Origin of the sequence: Bradyrhizobium hereditatis (genome assembly GCF_020329435.1) — a bacterium.
Taxonomy (GTDB): Bacteria; Pseudomonadota; Alphaproteobacteria; order Rhizobiales; family Xanthobacteraceae; genus Bradyrhizobium; species Bradyrhizobium hereditatis.
The window spans coordinates 39,352-56,316 of record NZ_JAGKJK010000004.1; the positions used below are offsets into that span (position 1 = coordinate 39,352).

At 63.5% G+C, this 16,965-nt stretch carries 13 protein-coding genes; 4 read left to right on the forward strand and 9 right to left on the reverse strand.

The features are described 5' to 3' along the window. Nucleotides 1-201 precede the first annotated feature (201 nt). Together J6524_RS10550 and J6524_RS10555 are read right to left on the reverse strand one after the other, a co-directional pair. A complete protein-coding gene (locus J6524_RS10550; protein WP_225670289.1) occupies nt 202-558 on the reverse strand; it encodes a hypothetical protein in 357 nt (118 codons plus the stop codon). 243 nt (nt 559-801) lie between these two features. After that, nucleotides 802-1,821, reverse strand: coding sequence for an LLM class flavin-dependent oxidoreductase (locus J6524_RS10555; RefSeq protein WP_225670290.1), 1,020 nt, complete (start codon nt 1,819-1,821; stop codon nt 802-804). Nucleotides 1,822-2,204: 383 nt separating this feature from the next. On the opposite strand from J6524_RS10555, the gene metF reads away from it, so the two are divergent. The 3 genes from metF (at nt 2,205) to maiA (ending at nt 7,744) form a co-directional block, all read left to right on the forward strand. Continuing rightward, nucleotides 2,205-3,119 carry a methylenetetrahydrofolate reductase [NAD(P)H] gene (gene metF, locus J6524_RS10560; RefSeq protein WP_225670291.1) on the forward strand — a complete coding sequence of 305 codons (915 nt, stop codon included), beginning with the start codon at nt 2,205-2,207 and terminating at the stop codon, nt 3,117-3,119. A gap of 4 nt (nt 3,120-3,123) precedes the next feature. Continuing rightward, nucleotides 3,124-6,972 carry a methionine synthase gene (gene metH, locus J6524_RS10565; RefSeq protein WP_225670903.1) on the forward strand — a complete coding sequence of 1,283 codons (3,849 nt, stop codon included), beginning with the start codon at nt 3,124-3,126 and terminating at the stop codon, nt 6,970-6,972. Between the two features lie 109 nt (nt 6,973-7,081). Next, on the forward strand, nt 7,082-7,744 hold the full coding sequence (gene maiA, locus J6524_RS10570; RefSeq protein WP_225670292.1) for a maleylacetoacetate isomerase: 663 nt from the start codon (nt 7,082-7,084) through the stop codon (nt 7,742-7,744). A gap of 136 nt (nt 7,745-7,880) precedes the next feature. On the opposite strand, the gene J6524_RS10575 is transcribed toward maiA, so the two are convergent. After that, a complete protein-coding gene (locus J6524_RS10575; RefSeq protein ID WP_225670905.1) occupies nt 7,881-8,510 on the reverse strand; it encodes a glutathione S-transferase family protein in 630 nt (209 codons plus the stop codon). Nucleotides 8,511-8,683: 173 nt separating this feature from the next. Here J6524_RS10575 and J6524_RS10580 point away from each other — a divergent pair, with 173 nt between their 5' ends. Continuing rightward, entirely contained in the window at nt 8,684-9,100 is a 417-nt protein-coding gene (locus tag J6524_RS10580) for a DUF6636 domain-containing protein (RefSeq protein ID WP_225670293.1), read from the forward strand. 161 nt (nt 9,101-9,261) lie between these two features. On the opposite strand, the gene J6524_RS10585 is transcribed toward J6524_RS10580, so the two are convergent. The 6 genes from J6524_RS10585 to pimA all read right to left on the reverse strand — a co-directional run bounded on the left by J6524_RS10585 (nt 9,262) and on the right by pimA (nt 16,850). Further along, nucleotides 9,262-9,855: a GNAT family N-acetyltransferase gene (locus tag J6524_RS10585; protein WP_225670294.1), complete on the reverse strand. Its 594-nt coding sequence runs from the start codon at nt 9,853-9,855 to the stop codon at nt 9,262-9,264. 6 nt (nt 9,856-9,861) lie between these two features. Further along, nucleotides 9,862-11,364 (reverse strand): glycerol kinase GlpK, encoded by a 1,503-nt coding sequence (gene glpK / locus J6524_RS10590; protein WP_225670295.1) that lies wholly within the window; start codon nt 11,362-11,364, stop codon nt 9,862-9,864. A gap of 251 nt (nt 11,365-11,615) precedes the next feature. Continuing rightward, nucleotides 11,616-12,389, reverse strand: coding sequence for an SDR family NAD(P)-dependent oxidoreductase (locus J6524_RS10595; RefSeq protein WP_225670296.1), 774 nt, complete (start codon nt 12,387-12,389; stop codon nt 11,616-11,618). Nucleotides 12,390-12,554: 165 nt separating this feature from the next. Next, nucleotides 12,555-13,694 carry a pimeloyl-CoA dehydrogenase small subunit gene (pimD, locus tag J6524_RS10600; protein WP_225670297.1) on the reverse strand — a complete coding sequence of 380 codons (1,140 nt, stop codon included), beginning with the start codon at nt 13,692-13,694 and terminating at the stop codon, nt 12,555-12,557. A 253-nt stretch (nt 13,695-13,947) separates the two neighbouring features. Then, nucleotides 13,948-15,138: a pimeloyl-CoA dehydrogenase large subunit gene (gene pimC, locus J6524_RS10605; RefSeq protein ID WP_225670298.1), complete on the reverse strand. Its 1,191-nt coding sequence runs from the start codon at nt 15,136-15,138 to the stop codon at nt 13,948-13,950. 35 nt (nt 15,139-15,173) lie between these two features. Continuing rightward, nucleotides 15,174-16,850: a dicarboxylate--CoA ligase PimA gene (gene pimA / locus J6524_RS10610; protein ID WP_225670299.1), complete on the reverse strand. Its 1,677-nt coding sequence runs from the start codon at nt 16,848-16,850 to the stop codon at nt 15,174-15,176. Between the last annotated feature and the right edge of the window lie 115 nt (nt 16,851-16,965).

Below are 16,965 nucleotides of genomic sequence, written 5' to 3' on the forward strand. Positions count from 1 at the left end.
CGCCTCTGCGCGCGCTCCTACTGCCTGCACAGCCGTCAACCGACGAACTGTTGCGGTGGGCGTGGAGAGCACAGACACGTGACGTCCACCGAACGCTTACCGGCGAACGGCGGGTTGCGCGGGTCATTTGGCGCCGCAGCCGATACGAATATTGGGAAGCGGTACTCGCGGCGTTGTCGGCCGGCGTCGCCGCCTCTCCAATCACCAACCGTAGTGCCAGCCCCATCCTGGGCGCGGGCCCCAGCCCCATCCCGGGCGCCAAACCGGACGCGGACGCCAAACTGGCGGGCCACCCCAAGCATAGGCGCCGCGCCATCCCGGACCCCACCCGGGGCGCGGGCCCCAACCGCCATAGGCGCCGTACCATCTCGGACCCGGACGCCACCAGCAGCGTCCCCACGCGTTGCAGACCCAGCGGACCTGCTCGACATCGTTGGATTGACGTGAAATCTCGTTGGCCTGCGGAAGGCCGTTCGGCATCGCTGCGGAAGCCGAACCGGCGGTGAGCAAAACGCCGCCGAGGGCGGCCAACCCCACAATAGCGGATTTCAGTTCCATGGTTTGTCTCCCTGGTTGGAGACCTCGACAACTCCTTTGACAACGTTTGGTTGCTTCTGAGGTCCGAAACCAGCGCGGGGTATGCTCAAAAAATGAGATGGAGATTCAAAATGAGATGGAGATTCAAAGAAAAGTCGTCACGACTGGAGGATGAATTCGGAAGAGTGATTATCGCTTTTCCGAAAATGACCATGCTTAAACAAGACAAAGCGGTGTGACGAATTCGAAGAAGAGTAGTTGGCTTTAGGCGGCGGCTTTCTTGCTCAGCCCGAACGCGTCAGCCAATAGACCATACGACTTCTTGCGCGCGTCGTGGTCGTAGAGGGCCGTGATGATCATCAGTTCATCCGGCTGGCTGGCGGTGATCATCGGCTGCAGCTTCGCCATGACGGTGGCCGGGCTGCCGACGAACAGCCGCGAGCGGTTGCGCGCGATCGAGGCTCGCTCGGCATCCGAATACGGATAGGCCAGCGCTTCCTCGATGCTCGGCAGCGGCAGATATTGTCCGCGATCGCGACGCAGTCGGTTGAGATCCATCGAGGTCGCGAGCTGTTCGGCTTCCGCGTCGGTGTCGGCGGCGATTGCGGCGACCGCCAGAATGCCGTGCGGCGTCTGGCGCCAGCCGGACGGCTTGAAATGGCTGCGGTAATTGGTCATCGCTGCAATCGCGTCATAGGACGCGAAATGATGCGCGAACGCAAAGCCCATGCCGACCTGCGCCGCCAATTCCGAACTGTAGTCGGAGGAGCCGAGCAGCCAGATCGGCGGCAGCGGCGTATCGTCAGGCATCGCCACCACATGGTTGTAGGGATGGCCGGGCGGGAAATCGCGGGTCTCCCACAGCGTCAGCTCATGGAGCCGTTCGAGAAAGTCGTCGCCCTCGCGGCGGTCGAGCCGGCTGCGCAGCGCGTGCGCCGTCGCGCCATCGGTGCCCGGCGCGCGGCCGAGGCCGAGATCGATGCGGCCGGGAAACAGCGCCTCCAGCATCTTGAAGCGCTCGGCCACCACCAGCGGCGCATGGTTGGGCAGCATCACGCCGCCGGACCCGACGCGGATGTTGTTCGTCACCGCCGCGATCTGGCCGATCATCAAATCCGGCGCCGGGCTCGCTACCGATGCCAGGTTGTGATGCTCGGCCAGCCAGTAGCGGACATAGCCGAGCCCATCGACATGACGCGCCAGATCGATGCTGTTACGCAGCGCGTTGGCCGGACGGGTGCCCGTGGTGACGACGGAGAGATCGAGGACGGAAAGCGGGATCATGCGGCCTAAGCTAGTGCTATCAGCGAGAGCGACAAAGGCCCGGTCGGCGCAGATCAGGCCCGCGCTTCTGGGGAAAGGCACACCGGATCGCAATAGCGACGGTGGGACAAAGTGCAGCAAATTCGATAGTATCCGCCTTGGCCCACCTGAAATATAGCCATATCGGGAAAGTCCCCTTCCATAGTGTACTGTTTTTGCTATGACAAACGAACTAAGATCGGCCCACCAGAAATTTCACCAACGTCATCATCCCTATTGTTTCGTATCAGTTGGGGCCACTTCCCATCCCCGATGGGCTGTTTGGTCGGTCGCGTTTGGCCTATTTTAGCTGCGCACAGCTACGCCTGACGTTCGCTCACCCTTTCGGAGCCTTGTGAAGTGCCATGACCGAGATTATGCCCCCCGCTTTCGACGGCCATCGCGCGCTGCATTCGCCGAAGATTTCCTTCGAGTTCTTTCCGCCCAAGACCGAAGAGATGGAGCGGAGCCTGTGGGAGACCATCAACCGCCTGGCCCCGCTCGCCCCGAATTTCGTTTCGGTGACCTATGGCGCCGGCGGATCGACCCGGGAGCGGACCCATTCGACCATTGCCCGCATCCTCAAAGAGACGAGGCTGGTCCCGGCAGCGCATCTGACCTGCGTCGGCGCGCCGAAGGGCGAGATCGATGAGGTGGTGGCGCGCTACCACGAGATCGGCGTCCGCCACATCGTCGCCCTGCGCGGTGATCCCACTACCGGCATCGGCACTCCCTATCACGCGCATCCGGACGGCTATCAGAGCTCGCCCGACCTGATCGAAGGCATCAAGAAGCGCTATCCCGATATCGAGATTTCGGTGTCGGCCTATCCGGAGAAGCATCCGGAGAGCCCGACCATCGATGCCGACATCGATACGCTGAAGGCCAAGGTCGACGCCGGCGCGGCGCGCGCCATCACACAAGTGTTCTTCGATAACGATCTCTACTTCCGCTACCTCGATCGCGTCCGCGCCCGCGGCATCGATATTCCGGTCGTCCCGGGCATCATGCCGATGCACAATTTCAAGCAGGCGCGCGGCTTCGTGACCCGCGCTGGCACCACGGTGCCGGACTGGCTCGCCGACAAGTTCGAAGGCCTCGATGACGACGCCGAGACCCGCAAGCTGGTTGCCGCCACCGTGGCGGCCGGCCAGGTGCACAAGCTCGCCAAGCACGGCGTCGATACCTTCCACTTCTACACCATGAACCGCGCGGACCTTGTGTTCGCGATCAGCCATCTCTTGGGAATTCGTCCCAATGGCGCACAGAAAGCCGCCTGATCCGATGAGTGTTCCGATTTCACCGAAGCGAACTGCCCTGCTTGCCGCCGCCCGCGAGCGCATCCTGGTGCTTGACGGCGCCATGGGCACCATGATCCAGGGCCTGCAGTTCGACGAGGCTGCATTCCGCGGCGAGCGCTTCAAGGATTTCCACCGCGACGTCAGGGGCAACAACGATCTCTTGATCCTGACGCAGCCGAAGGCGATCGAGGACATCCATGCCGCCTATTTGCGCGCTGGGGCCGATATCGTTGCGACCAATACATTCTCCTCGACCTCGATCGCTCAGGCCGACTACGACATGTCGGACCTCGCCTATGAGCTGAACCGCGATGGCGCGAAACTCGCGCGCGCCGCCGCCGAACGCGTCAGCGCCGAGGATGGCAAGCCGCGCTTCGTTGCCGGTGCCCTTGGCCCGACCAACCGCACCGCTTCGATCTCGCCTGATGTCGCCAATCCCGGCTATCGCGCGGTCACCTTCGACGACCTGCGCAAGGCCTACGGTGAACAGGTCAACGGCCTGCTCGATGGTGGCGCCGATCTACTCATGGTCGAGACCATCTTCGATACGCTGAACGCCAAGGCGGCGCTCTACGCGATCTCCGAAATCCTTGAAGAACGCGGTATCGACGTGCCCGTGATGATCTCCGGCACCATTACCGACAAGTCCGGCCGCCTGCTCTCGGGGCAATTGCCGGAAGCGTTCTGGAATTCGATCCGCCACGCCAAGCCGATCACCGTCGGCTTCAACTGCGCGCTCGGCGCCGAAGATCTCCGCGCCCATATCGCCGATATCGGCCGTATCGCCGATACATTGGTCTGTGCCTATCCGAATGCCGGATTGCCCAACGAGTTCGGCCAGTATGACGAGACGCCGGAATACATGGCGCGGCTGATCGGCGAGTTCGCGGAAGCCGGCCTCGTCAACATCGTCGGCGGCTGCTGCGGCACCACGCCGGACCATATCGCGGCGATTGCCGCCGCAGTCGCGCCGCACAAGCCGCGCGTTGTCCCGACTGTCGAGCCGCGGCTTCGGCTTTCCGGTCTCGAGCCGTTCGAACTGACGCCGGCAATTCCCTTCGTCAATGTCGGCGAGCGCACCAACGTCACGGGATCTGCGAAATTCCGCAAGCTGATCACCGCTGGCGATTACACCGCGGCGCTGCAGGTGGCGCGTGACCAGGTCGAGAACGGCGCGCAGATCATCGACGTCAACATGGACGAGGGCCTGCTCGACTCCGAGGCCGCGATGGTGACATTCCTCAACCTCGTCGCTGCCGAACCCGACATTGCGCGCGTGCCCGTGATGGTCGACTCCTCGAAATTCAACGTGATCGAGGCCGGCCTGAAATGCGTTCAGGGCAAGGCGGTGGTGAACTCGATCTCGATGAAGGAAGGCGTGGAGAAATTCATCCACGAAGCCCGGATCGCGCGCCGCCATGGCGCCGCCGTCGTGGTGATGGCGTTCGACGAGATCGGCCAGGCCGATACGTTCGATCGCAAGATCGAGATCTGCAAGCGCGCCTACGACATTCTGATCAATCAAGTCGGCTTTCCGCCTGAGGACATCATCTTCGATCCGAATATCTTTGCGATCGCGACGGGCCTCGAAGAGCACAACAATTACGGCGTCGACTTCATCGAGGCGACGCGCTGGATTCGCCAAAACCTGCCGGGCGCGCATGTCTCCGGCGGCGTCTCCAACCTCTCCTTCTCGTTCCGCGGCAACGAGCCGGTGCGCGAGGCGATGCATTCGGTGTTCCTGTATCATGCCATCCACGCCGGCATGGACATGGGTATCGTCAATGCCGGGCAGATGATCGTCTATGACGATATCGACCCAGAGCTGCGGCAAACTTGCGAGGACGTCATCCTCAATCGCGATGCCGGCGCGGCCGAGCGGCTGCTGGCGCTGGCGGAGAAATTCCGCGGCAAGGAGAAGCAGAGCAAGGAGCAGGATCTCGCCTGGCGCGCATGGCCGGTCGAGAAGCGGCTCAGCCACGCGCTGGTGCACGGCATCACCGAATTCATCGAGGAAGATACCGAGGCCGCCCGTCAGAAGGCCGATCGCCCGCTCAGCGTGATCGAAGGACCGCTGATGGCCGGCATGAACATCGTCGGCGATCTCTTCGGCGACGGCAAGATGTTCCTACCGCAGGTAGTGAAATCCGCCCGCGTGATGAAGCAGGCGGTCGCCTATCTGATGCCGTTCATGGAAGAGGAGAAGGCGCGCAACTTTGCCAACGGCACGGGCGCCGAAGGCCGCAGCGCCGCCGGCAAGATCGTGCTCGCCACCGTCAAGGGCGACGTCCACGATATCGGCAAGAACATCGTCGGCATCGTCTTGCAATGTAACAATTTCGAGGTGATCGACCTCGGCGTCATGGTGCCCGCCAATAAGATCATCGAGACCGCGAAGGCGGAAGGCGCCGATATCATCGGGCTCTCCGGCCTGATCACGCCCTCGCTCGACGAGATGAGTTTTCTCGCCGGTGAGATGGAGCGGCAGGGCATGAAGATGCCGCTGTTGATCGGCGGCGCCACCACGAGCCGCGTCCACACCGCGGTCAAGATCGACCCGAATTATCCGGGTGGGCCGGTGGTTCACGTCAATGACGCCAGCCGCGCGGTGGGCGTTGCGTCCTCGCTGCTCTCGCCCGACAAGCGCGAGGCCTATGCCGCCGAGATCCGCGCCGAATACGCCAAGATCTCCGCAGCGCATCTGCGCGCCCAGGCCGACAAGAAGCGGTTGAAGCTTGCCGATGCCCGCGCCAACGCGGTCCCGATCGATTTCGCCAAATCGCCGCCGAAAAAGCCGTCCTTCCTCGGCCTGAAGAGTTTTGAGGCCTACGATCTGGCGGAGCTCGCGGAATTCATCGACTGGACGCCGTTCTTCCAGACCTGGGAACTGACCGGGCGCTTCCCGGCCATTCTCGACGATCCCAAGATCGGCGAGGTCGCACGCTCGCTCTATGACGACGCGCGCAAGATGCTCGATCGCATCATCAAGGAGAAATGGTTCACGGCGCGCGCTAGCATCGGCTTCTGGCCGGCCAATGCCGAGGGCGACGACATCGCGGTTTATGCCGACGACACGCGAACTAAGAAGATCGCGACCTTCCATACGCTGCGCCAGCAGCTCGAGAAGCGCGAAGGCCGCTTCAATGCCGCGCTGTCGGACTTCATCGCGCCCAAATCCTCGGGCGTAGCAGATTATATCGGCGGCTTCGTTGTCACGGCTGGCATCGGCGAGGACGCGGTCGCCGACCGCTTCAAGAACGCCAACGACGATTATTCCTCGATCCTGTGCAAGGCGCTGGCCGATCGCCTGGCCGAAGCCTTTGCCGAGCGGATGCACCAGCGCGTGCGCAAGGAGTTTTGGGGCTACGCGCCGGATGAGGCGCTGACTTCCGATCAGTTGATCCTGGAGCAATATGCCGGCATCCGTCCGGCGCCCGGCTATCCCGCGCAGCCCGATCACACCGAGAAGGCAACGCTGTTCCGCCTGCTCGATGCGGAAAAGACCGCCGGCGTGAAGCTGACCGAAAGCTTTGCGATGTGGCCGGGCTCGTCGGTCTCGGGGCTTTATTTCAGCCACCCCGAAAGCTTCTATTTCGGCGTCGGCAAGATCGAGCGCGACCAGGTCGAGGACTACGCCGCACGCAAGGGCATGAGCGTCGCCGAAACCGAGCGCTGGCTGGCGCCGGTGCTGAATTACATTCCGGCGCAGGAGCAGGCGGCACCGGCACCAGTGGCGGAGATCATCCCCGCCAACGACGTCACCTCGCACCCGCCCGGCTGCACCTGCGCCGTGCATCTGGCCTGGCGCAAGAAGGCCGTCGGGGCGGGCTAACAACTCGTCATCACCGGGCTTGACCCGGTGATCCATCTTCACAAGACTCTCGCGAAGGTGATGGATGCCCGGATCAAGTCCGGGCATGACATAGTGCCCGAGGCTCCCCATGAAATTCTTCTCGTTCTGGCGATCGTTGGCGAGCTTTCGCGTTCGCATCGCGCTCAATCTGAAGAACCTGCCGGCCGAGGTGGTCTTCGTCGACATCGACGCCAACGCGCATCGCGATCCCGAATACCGCAAGGTCAATCCGCAGATGGCGCTACCCGCGCTGGTGACTGACGACGGCACCACGCTGTTCCAGTCGCTCGCCATCCTCGAATATCTCGACGAGAAATATCCCTCCCCGCCTCTGCTGCCCGCCGACCCGATCGGCCGCGCCCGGGTGCGCGCGCTGGCGCTGATGGTCGCCTGCGAGGGCCATCCGTTGTTAACGCCGCGGGTGCGCCGCTATCTCGACCACGAGCTGAATCTGCGCGACACGCAGCAGGCGGCCTGGCGGCGCCACTGGATCGTGGAAACGCTGGCGGCGCTGGAGGGGCATCTCGCCGGTCACAAGGATACCGGTCGCTTCTGCCATGGCGATGCGCCGACGCTCGCCGATATCTGCATGGTCGGCCATGTCACGGTGGCGGTGACGCAGCAGATCGACCTGAAGACCTATCCGACCGTGAAGCGCATCTTCGAGACATCAATGGCGCTACCGGAATTTGCGAAAGCGCATCCGCTAGCGCAGCCGGACACGCCGGAAGCGATGCGGCCTAAGGTGTGAAAGCGAGGCTGGCCACCCGGCGGCGCGACTCCCCGGACGCGCCGCACCCGGCCCCAAAAAAATCGCGAAAACAACCCCATGCAAAGTAGGATCGGGCCTGGCTCCGCGGCCGTGGCCCGGCGCGACCCCGTCCAGCTCAATCGCCCTTCGGCGGCGATAGTGGCTGGACGATTTCCTGAAACGGCGGCAGCGCCTCGCAGCGTTCGGAATGCGCCTTCAACGCCGGATAGCGCGCATCGAACAGCGTAGGATGCGCCTCGCCGACGAAACGCAGCACGCAGCCGACAGCGATGTCAGCGTGGCCGATCTTCTCGCCGTACCAATAAGGCGTCTTCACCGCAGCGCGCTCCCTCTCCAACGCCTCCAGCACGCCTGATATCTGCGACTTGCAGCGCTCGACCCAGAGCTCGAGCTGCTCCTTGCGCAGCACGCGCTCGTACAAGAGGCTGACGCCCTTGTCGCCGAGCCCTGTCGCCAGCGCGCAAATCCGCAAATGCTTCCAGCGCGCCTCGCCGCTCTTCGCGATCATCGCCTTCCCCTCGCCGACGCGATCGTCGAGATAGTCCAGGATCATCGCGCTCTCGAGCAGCGCTTCGCCGCTATCCAGCACCAGCGTCGGCACGCGGCGCAGCGGATTATATGCCGCGATCTTGTCGGCATCGCCGAAGGTCGACCACGGCCTGTGCTCGAAGTCGATGCCATAGAACCGCATCGCAATCGCGACGCGGCGGACGAAGGGGGAGTCGTATTGGCCGATCAGGATCATGTTGCTCACTCGTCATTGCTAGGCTCGACCCGGCAATCCATCCTCCTCGAAAGACTCTTTCGAGGATTGATGGACGCCCGGATCAAGTCCGGGCATGACATGCGGGGTCGGGGTTGCGTTACGGATCATCCTAAGTACGCTGCTTCATAATGCAACTCGCTAGGTTCGTCCTGATGCGCACCTTATCCATGTTCTCTGCGCTGTTCTTGCTGACACTTGCTGCCACGTCGCACGCGCAAACCGTCCCCGCCGGCTTCCAGTCGCCGTCGAAAAACATCGCCTGCCAGTATTTCGACTACGACAAGCAGAACGTGCTCCGCTGCGACATCAGCGCGATGGACACCAAGCCGCGCCGCCCCGCCGATTGCGAACTCGACTACGGCGGCGCCTTCGAGATGAACGCCAAGGGCCCCGCCGCGCGCATCTGCCACGGCGACACCGTGATGGACAAGTCGCTGCCGGTGCTCGCTTACGGCGAGGTGTGGCAGCGCGGCGGGTTTACGTGCAAGTCCGAGCAGGCGGGCGTGACGTGCTTCAATACGGAGCGTCGCGGGTTTTCGCTGGCGAAGGCGAAGCAGGAAGTGTTTTAGGGAAATCGCTTTGAGGGGTGCACCAAGCACACCGCGTCATACTCCGCGAAGGCGGAGTATCCAGTACGCCGCGGCGGCTCGGCTCTGTCGCAGATGTCTATGGAATACTGGATCCCCGCCTTCGCGGGGATGACAGCGGTTGATGAGGACGCGTCAGTGCTTCACTCAATCACCGGCACATGCGGCGCCACAACCCGCGGCACGGTGCCGTCCAGTCGCGGATCGTCTCTCACCTCGATCTGCCGTCGGAACGCGCGAAAGCCCGAGCGCTGGTAGAAGGCGAGTGCTGCGGGGTGATCGAAGGTGCAGGTGTGCAGCCAGAGGCGATCGATCGGACGCGACCAGGCGATGTCCTGCGCGCGGTTCATCAGCCAGCGGCCCGCGCCGGTGCCGACCAGTTTTGCGGCGACGCCGAACATGACGATCTCGCATTGGCCGGGCTCGCGAAAATCGAGCTCGAGCAAGCCCTCGTCGCGGCCTGCATCAACCAGCGCATAGACTTCGAGCTGCGGCGCGTGCAGGTGAGCCGCAAGCTCGGCATCGGGCATCCTGATTCGCGAAAACCACAGCCATTCCTCGCCGACGCGGCGATAGAGATCGCGAAACCAGTCGAGCGGCGGCGTCTCGACCCGACGTAGTGTCCACGCGCTGGCGGGATCGGGACGTGGCGCCGGGCGCGCGGTGATCTCCAGATGCGTGACGATGGCGGCGACCTTGCCGGCGGGGATGTCGGAATAACCGTCAGGCAGGATCATCCGACGCTACTCCCCCTCGTCGCTCGCCAGCACGCCCCTGACCGCCCTCGCCCAGCCGGCCAGCTTGCGCTCGCGCGTCGCCTTGCTCATCGCCGGCTTGAAACGGTGCTCCAGCCGCCAATTGTCGGCGAATTTTGCCGGCTCGGGATAGACGCCGGCGTTCAACCCGGCGAGATAGGCCGCGCCGAGTGCCGTGGTCTCCTGAATCATCGGGCGATCGACGGGAGCGTCGAGCAGATCGGCGAGGCGCTGCATCGTCCAGTCGGAGGCGGTCATGCCGCCGTCGACGCGGAGCACGATGTTGGCGGCGGTCGCATCCGGCCAGTCGGCGCGCATCGCGGCCCAGAGATCGTAGGTCTGGTAGCACACGCTTTCGAGTGCGGCGTGCGCCAGCTCGGCGGGGCCGGTGTTGCGGGTGAGGCCGAACAGCGCGCCACGCACGCGCGGATTCCAGTAGGGCGCGCCCATGCCGACGAAAGCCGGCACCAGATAGACGCTTTGCATGGAATCGGATTTGTCGGCGAGCGGGCCGGTCTCGGAGGCCTGATTGATGATGCCGAGCCCGTCGCGCAGCCATTGCACGGCGCTTCCTGCGACGAAGATCGAGCCTTCGAGCGCGTAGGTGCGTTTGCCGTTCAGTTGATAGGCGATGGTGGTGAGCAGCTTGTTCTTTGAGGCGACCGGTGTCGTGCCGGTGTTGAGCAGCGCGAAGCAGCCGGTGCCGTAGGTCGACTTGATCATGCCGGGCGTAAAGCAGGCCTGGCCGATGGTCGCGGCCTGCTGGTCGCCGGCGATGCCTGATATCGCGATCGAACCGCCGAACAGGCCGGCATCGCTATCGCCGAACTTGGCGGAGGAATCCTTCACCTCCGGCAGCATCGAGCGCGGCACGCGTAGCAGCTTCAAGAGATCCTCATCCCACTCGCCGGTGTGGATGTTGAACAGTAGCGTGCGCGAGGCGTTGGTAGCGTCGGTGGCGTGCACCTTGCCGCCGGTGAGCCGCCACAACAGATAGCAATCAACGGTACCGAACATCAATTCGCCGCGGCCGGCGCGCTCGCGTGCACCCGGCACGTGGTCGAGGATCCACGCGACCTTGGTGCCGGAGAAATAGGGATCGATGATCAGGCCGGTCTTGGCCGAAATCGCGGGCTCGTGACCCTCGGCCTTGAGCTTGGCGCAGATGTCGGCGGTGCGGCGGTCCTGCCAGACGATGGCGCGGTGCACGGCCTTACCTGTCGCGCGGTCCCACACCACCGTGGTCTCGCGCTGGTTGGTGATGCCGATCGCGGCGATGTCTTTCGCTTTCAGGCCGGCCTTCTCCAGCGCCTCGCGGCAGACCTGTAACGTCGAGGTCCAGATATCCTCCGGCTCGTGCTCGACCCAGCCGGAAGCAGGGAAATGCTGCGGGAATTCCTGCTGCGCCGTGGCGGCGATGGAAATATCGCTACGGAACACGATGGCGCGCGAGGACGTGGTGCCCTGATCGATGGCCAGCACAAAGGACATGACGTTGCTTCCCCGGGAGGATTGTTGGTTGGTGAGAGGCAATCCGATTGGGGCGCGAAGGTCAATATGAGAAGCTTGCCGCGCGTTCGGTGCGCCCCCTCTTCCGCTTGCGGGGGAGGGTCGGGGTGGGGGTGCCGCCGCAGATGATGGCGTCAGAGATTAGCGCCACAAATGCAAATCGAGTTCGTGGAGAGTCCCCCACCCGCCTCGCTTCGCTCGGCACCCTCCCCCGCAAGCGGGAGAGGGATTAATCACGTCGACGCCGTCGTAACACCACCATCCACCACGATGGTCTGGCCGGTCATGAAGGTGGAGGCATCGGAAGCGAGATAGGCCACTGCACCTGCGATTTCGTCGGGCTCGCCGATGCGGCGGAGCGGCGTGCCGGCGGTGCGGCGCTTCAGATTCTCCGGATCTTCCCACAGCGCGCGGGCGAAATCGGTTTTGACGAGGCCCGGCGCCACGCAATTGACACGGACGCCCTTCGGACCCCATTCGCCGGCCAGGCTGCGGCACAGCGCGAAATCCGCCGCCTTGGAGATGCCGTAGGCGCCGATCACGGTCGAGCCGCGCAGGCCGCCGATCGAGGAGATGATCACGACAGAGCCGTTGCCGCGCTCGGCCATCTGCGGGATCGCCAGCGCGCAGAGCCAAATGTTGCTCTTGACGTTGGAGCCCATGATCTTGTCGAAGGCCTCGTCCGTGATGTCGAGCAGCGGACCGTAATAGGGGTTCACCGCGGCGTTGCAGACGAGGATGTCGATCTTGCCGTAATGCTTCATCGTGCCCGCGATCAGCGCCTCGACTTCCTGGCGGCGCGAGATGTTGCAGGGGATCACATGGGCATCGCCGCCGGCCTTCTTGATGCCGTCAGCGACTTCATGGCAGGCGTCCGCCTTGCGGCTGGAGATCACGACTTTGGCGCCGAGCTTTGCGAGCAGCTCCGCCGAAGAGCGGCCGATGCCGCGGCTTGAGCCGGTGATCACGGCGACTTTTCCGGTGAGATCGAACGGGGTGTTTTTCATTGTTGTTGGCTCCCTAAAGTTTGCTGTTGACGAGCGCAAAGACTCGTCATGCCCGGGCTTGACCCGCCTGCGGGGCCGAAGCCCCTTCGGCGCGGCGAAGGCCCGGGCATCCATCTTTTCGAAGAGCGATGGATTGCCGGGTCAAGCCCGGCAATGACAGTTCCGCTACACCAACCCGCCTTCCGCCACGCGGCGGAGGTGGTAGTCGGTGTCACCAAACGTATTCTCGATCATAGTCAGCCGCTTGAAGTAATGGCCGATCTTGGCTTCCTGGGTCATGCCGATGCCGCCGTGAAGCTGAATCGACTGCTGGCCGATGAACTTGCCTGACTTGCCGATCTGCACCTTGGCGGCGGCGACCGCGGTGGCGCGCTCTTTCGCGTTGTCGAAATCGGACGCCATGGTCGCGAACATCGACATGCTGCGGGCCTGCTCCAGCGCCACGAACATATCGGCGGCGCGGTGCTGCAGGGTCTGGAAGCTGCCGATCGGCACGCCGAACTGCTTGCGCGTCTTGAGATATTCGACGGTGGTCTTCAGCGATTCATCCATCGCGCCGACCGCTTCGGCGCACATCGCGGTGCGGGCTTCGTCCACCACGCGCTCGATCAGCGGCAGGGCGTTCTCGGGATCGCCGATCGCGGCATCCGCCCCCACCTCGACGCCGGTGAAGGTGATATCCGCGGCATTCAGGCCGTCCTGGGTCGGATAGCCCTTGCGGGTGATGCCCTTGGCGTCAGCCGGCACGATGAATGCGCCGATGCCGGTCTTGTCGTGCCGGCCGCCCTTGGTGCGCGCGGTGACGATCAGCGTGTCGGCGTTCTCGCCGTTGAGCACGACGAACTTTTCTCCGTCGATCACCCAGCCGTCGCCCTTCTTCTTGGCCGTGGTGGTGACATCGCCGAGGTCGTAGCGCGAGTTCTTCTCGAGCTGCGCGAAAGCAAAGGTCTTGCTGCCGTCGATGATGCCGGGGATGTGCGCGGCCTTCTGCTCGGCCGAGCCGCCATGGCGCAGGAAGCCGCCGCCGATCACGACAGTCGCCAGATACGGCTCCAGCACCAGCGCCTTGCCGAGCGCTTCCATCACGATCATGGTCTCGACTGCGCCGGCACCAAAGCCGCCATCGGCTTCGGCGAACGGCAGGCCCAAGAGGCCCTGCTCGGCGAGCTTGCCCCAGACGGCCTTGCTCCAGCCGCCCTTCTCCTTCTGGTACTTCTTGCGCGCATCGAAATCGTAGGAGTCGGTCAACAGACCGTCGATGCTTTCCTTGAGAAGCCGCTGCTCCTCGGTCAAATCAAAATCCATGTTCTTTTGCTCTCTCAAATCGAACCCGTAGGATGGGTAGAGCGAAGCGAAACCCATCGCACTGTTCGGTCTTGCCTTGATGGGTATCGCTTCGCTCCACCCATCCTACGAACTCTGTTTCAACCTCGCCCCGCTTGCGGGGAGAGGTCGGCGCGGCGCCGGGTGAGGGGGTACAGGTCTCTCGACAATCATTGCTCTGAGAGAGGCCCCTCACCCCTGCCCTCTCCCGCGAAGAGCGGGGAGAGGGAGAGGATCAAAGCCCCAGCACCGCCTTGGTGATGATGTTGCGCTGGATCTCGTTGGAGCCGCCGTAGATCGAGACCTTGCGGTTGTTGAAGTAGCTCGGCGCGATCTGGGCGGTCCAGTCCATGGTCTCGTTGGAGCCGTCATCGCCATGCACGTCGTAAGGCGCGGCGAATGGACCGATCACCTCCATCAAGAGCTCGGTGGTGGTCTGCTGGATTTCCGAGCCCTTGATCTTCAAGACCGAGGACGCCGGGTTGGGCTTGCCCTTGCCGTGCTTGCCTTCGTCGGCGACGACGCGGAGCTGCGTGAGTTCGAGCGCCTTCAGCTCGATCTCGCAGGCAGCTAACTTCTCGCGGAAGCCCGGGTCCTCGATGACAGGCCGGCCATTCTGTTCGACCTTGGAGGCCAGATCCTTGATCCGGCGCAGACGCTCCTTGGAGACGCCGACGCGGGCGATGCCGGTGCGCTCATTGCCGAGCAGGAATTTTGCGTAGTCCCAGCCCTTGTTCTCCTCGCCGATCAGGTTCTCGACCGGCACCTCGACGTCGTCGAAGAAGACCTCATTGACCTCATGGCCGCCGTCGATGGTCTCGATCGGTCGCACGGTGACGCCCTTCGACTTCATGCTGAAGACGATGAAGGAGATGCCCATCTGCTTCTTCGCGGTCGGGTCGGTGCGGCAGAGGCAGAAGATCATGTCGGCGTGCTGGGCGAGCGTGGTCCAGGTCTTCTGGCCGTTGATGATGTACTTGTCGCCCTTGCGCTCGGCCTTGGTCTTGAGCGAGGCGAGGTCCGATCCGGAGCCCGGTTCCGAGAAGCCCTGGCACCACCAGTCGTCGACATTGGCGATGCGCGGCAGATAGTATTTCTTCTGCGCTTCGTTGCCGAAGGTGTAGATGACGGGACCGACCATGCTGACGCCGAAGGCGAGCGGCGCGGGCGCCGGATGCATCTGCAGCTCTTCGTTGAAGATGTAGTGCTGAACGGAGGTCCACCCCGTTCCGCCATATTCCTTCGGCCAGTGCGAAACGCCCCACCCCTTCTTGTTGAGGATGCGCCACCAGGTGATCATCTCTTCCTTGGAAAGATGACGGCCCTCGACCATCTTGCGCCGAGTCTCCGGCGGCACGTTGTCCCGGAAGAAGGCCCTTACTTCTTCACGAAACGCGATTTCTTCCTTGCTGAACGCGAGATCCATCGGATCCTCCTGTGAGCGAATGAATTACATTCCGGCTAAGCGACGTCTTTTTTGGTGTTGGCGGTGCGCGAAGGCTGTTGCTGCATGCGCAGCTCGTGACGCGATAGTTTTCCGACCGGCGTGCGCGGCAGCTCCTGGACGAATTCGACCGCGGCCGGAAGCTCGTGCTTGCCGAGCTTGCCGGTGAGGAATGCGCGCAACTCATCGACCGTGAACGGCTTGGCGCCATCGCGCAATTTGATGAAGGCCTTTGCGGCCTCGCCGCGATAGTCATCGGGGATGCCGATTACGATCACCTCCTGCACGGAAGGATGCGTATAGATCGCCTGCTCGATCATCTGCGGATAGACGTTGAAACCGCCGGAGATGATCATGTCCTTCTTGCGGTCAACCAGATAGAAATAGCCGTCGGCGTCCATGTAGCCGATGTCGCCGGTAAGGAAACGGTCGCCGACGAAAGCCTCTGCGGTTTCCTTCGGCCGGTTCCAGTAGCCTTGTGTCACATTCGGACCGCGGATGCGGATTTCGCCGGTCTCGCCCACTGGCAACACCTTGGTCGGGTCTTCCAGCGACACCACGTCCATCTCGATGCCCGGCAGCATCAGCCCGATCGAGCCGGGCTTATCCGGCCCTTCCTTCGGGTGCGCCGTGCCGGGCGAGCAGGTCTCGGTCATGCCCCAGCCGCTCTTCAGCTTCATGCCGACCCTCTGCTCGAGAATCCGCGCGACCTCCACCGGCAGCGGCGCACCGCCGGAGCCAACACTGACCAGCGAGGACAAATCACGCTTGTCGAGATCGGGTAGTGCCGCGATTGCGATCCACATGGTGGGGACGCCCGGGAAAGCGGTCGCGCGCTTGACCTCGATATCGCGCATCACTGCTTCGACGTCGAAGCGCTGATGCAGCGAAATCAGATTGCCGCGCCGGATCGAGGACAGCAGCACCACCGTCAGCGCGTAGATATGAAATAGCGGCAGCACGCAGATCACGCGTTCGATCGCGTTGCGCTCGGCGCGGGACGGCCTGCCCCAGACGTCATAGATCGAGACCGCAGCGGTCAGGTTGCCGTGACTGAGCATCGCGCCCTTCGGCAGGCCGGTGGTGCCGCCGGTATATTGCAGGAGCGCGACGTCGTCTGCCGAGATCGCGGGCCATTGCGCCGGCCTAGCCGCACTATCGACGAACTGCCTGTAGGTGATGATCTGCGGATTATCGGGCAGTGCTGTCTGTGGCGTGCCGACCTTGCCCCAATGATCGTCCTCGCAAACGATCAGGCGGTCGAGCAGGCCCCTATCGAGGAATTTCAGCGCGGTCGGCAACAGCGCCGAGAGATTGCTGGTGACCAGCACCCGCGCGCCGGAATCGGTGAGCTTATGCGAGAGCGCGATCTCGCCGTCGAGCGGCGACAGGTGCACGACGCGCGCGCCAGCCTTCAGCGCGCCGAAAAAATTAATGGGGTGATCGGGCGAATTGCCGAGAAACAGCGCGACCGAACTGTCCTTGCCGTAGCCGGCGCGCAGGAAGGCGCTGGCGGCGGTTTCCACCAATGCTTCTAGGTCGCTGTAGCTGATCGGCCGTTCCCGGAATTCGATCGCGGGGCGCGAGCCGAACTCGGCGGCGGCTGTCGACAACAGATCCGGCAGCGTGCCGCGTTCGATCACATCGTCCCAGCGGACGCCTTGCGGATAGAACTGTTCGCCGGGGTAGGTCATGGATGCCTCGTGACGAGTGAGGCAGGCACGAGCGGATGGGCTCCCCTCCCCCTTGCGGGGAGGGGTTGGGGGAGGGGGGCCACTCGGGCAGTCCCGACGCGGCCACCCCCCTCCC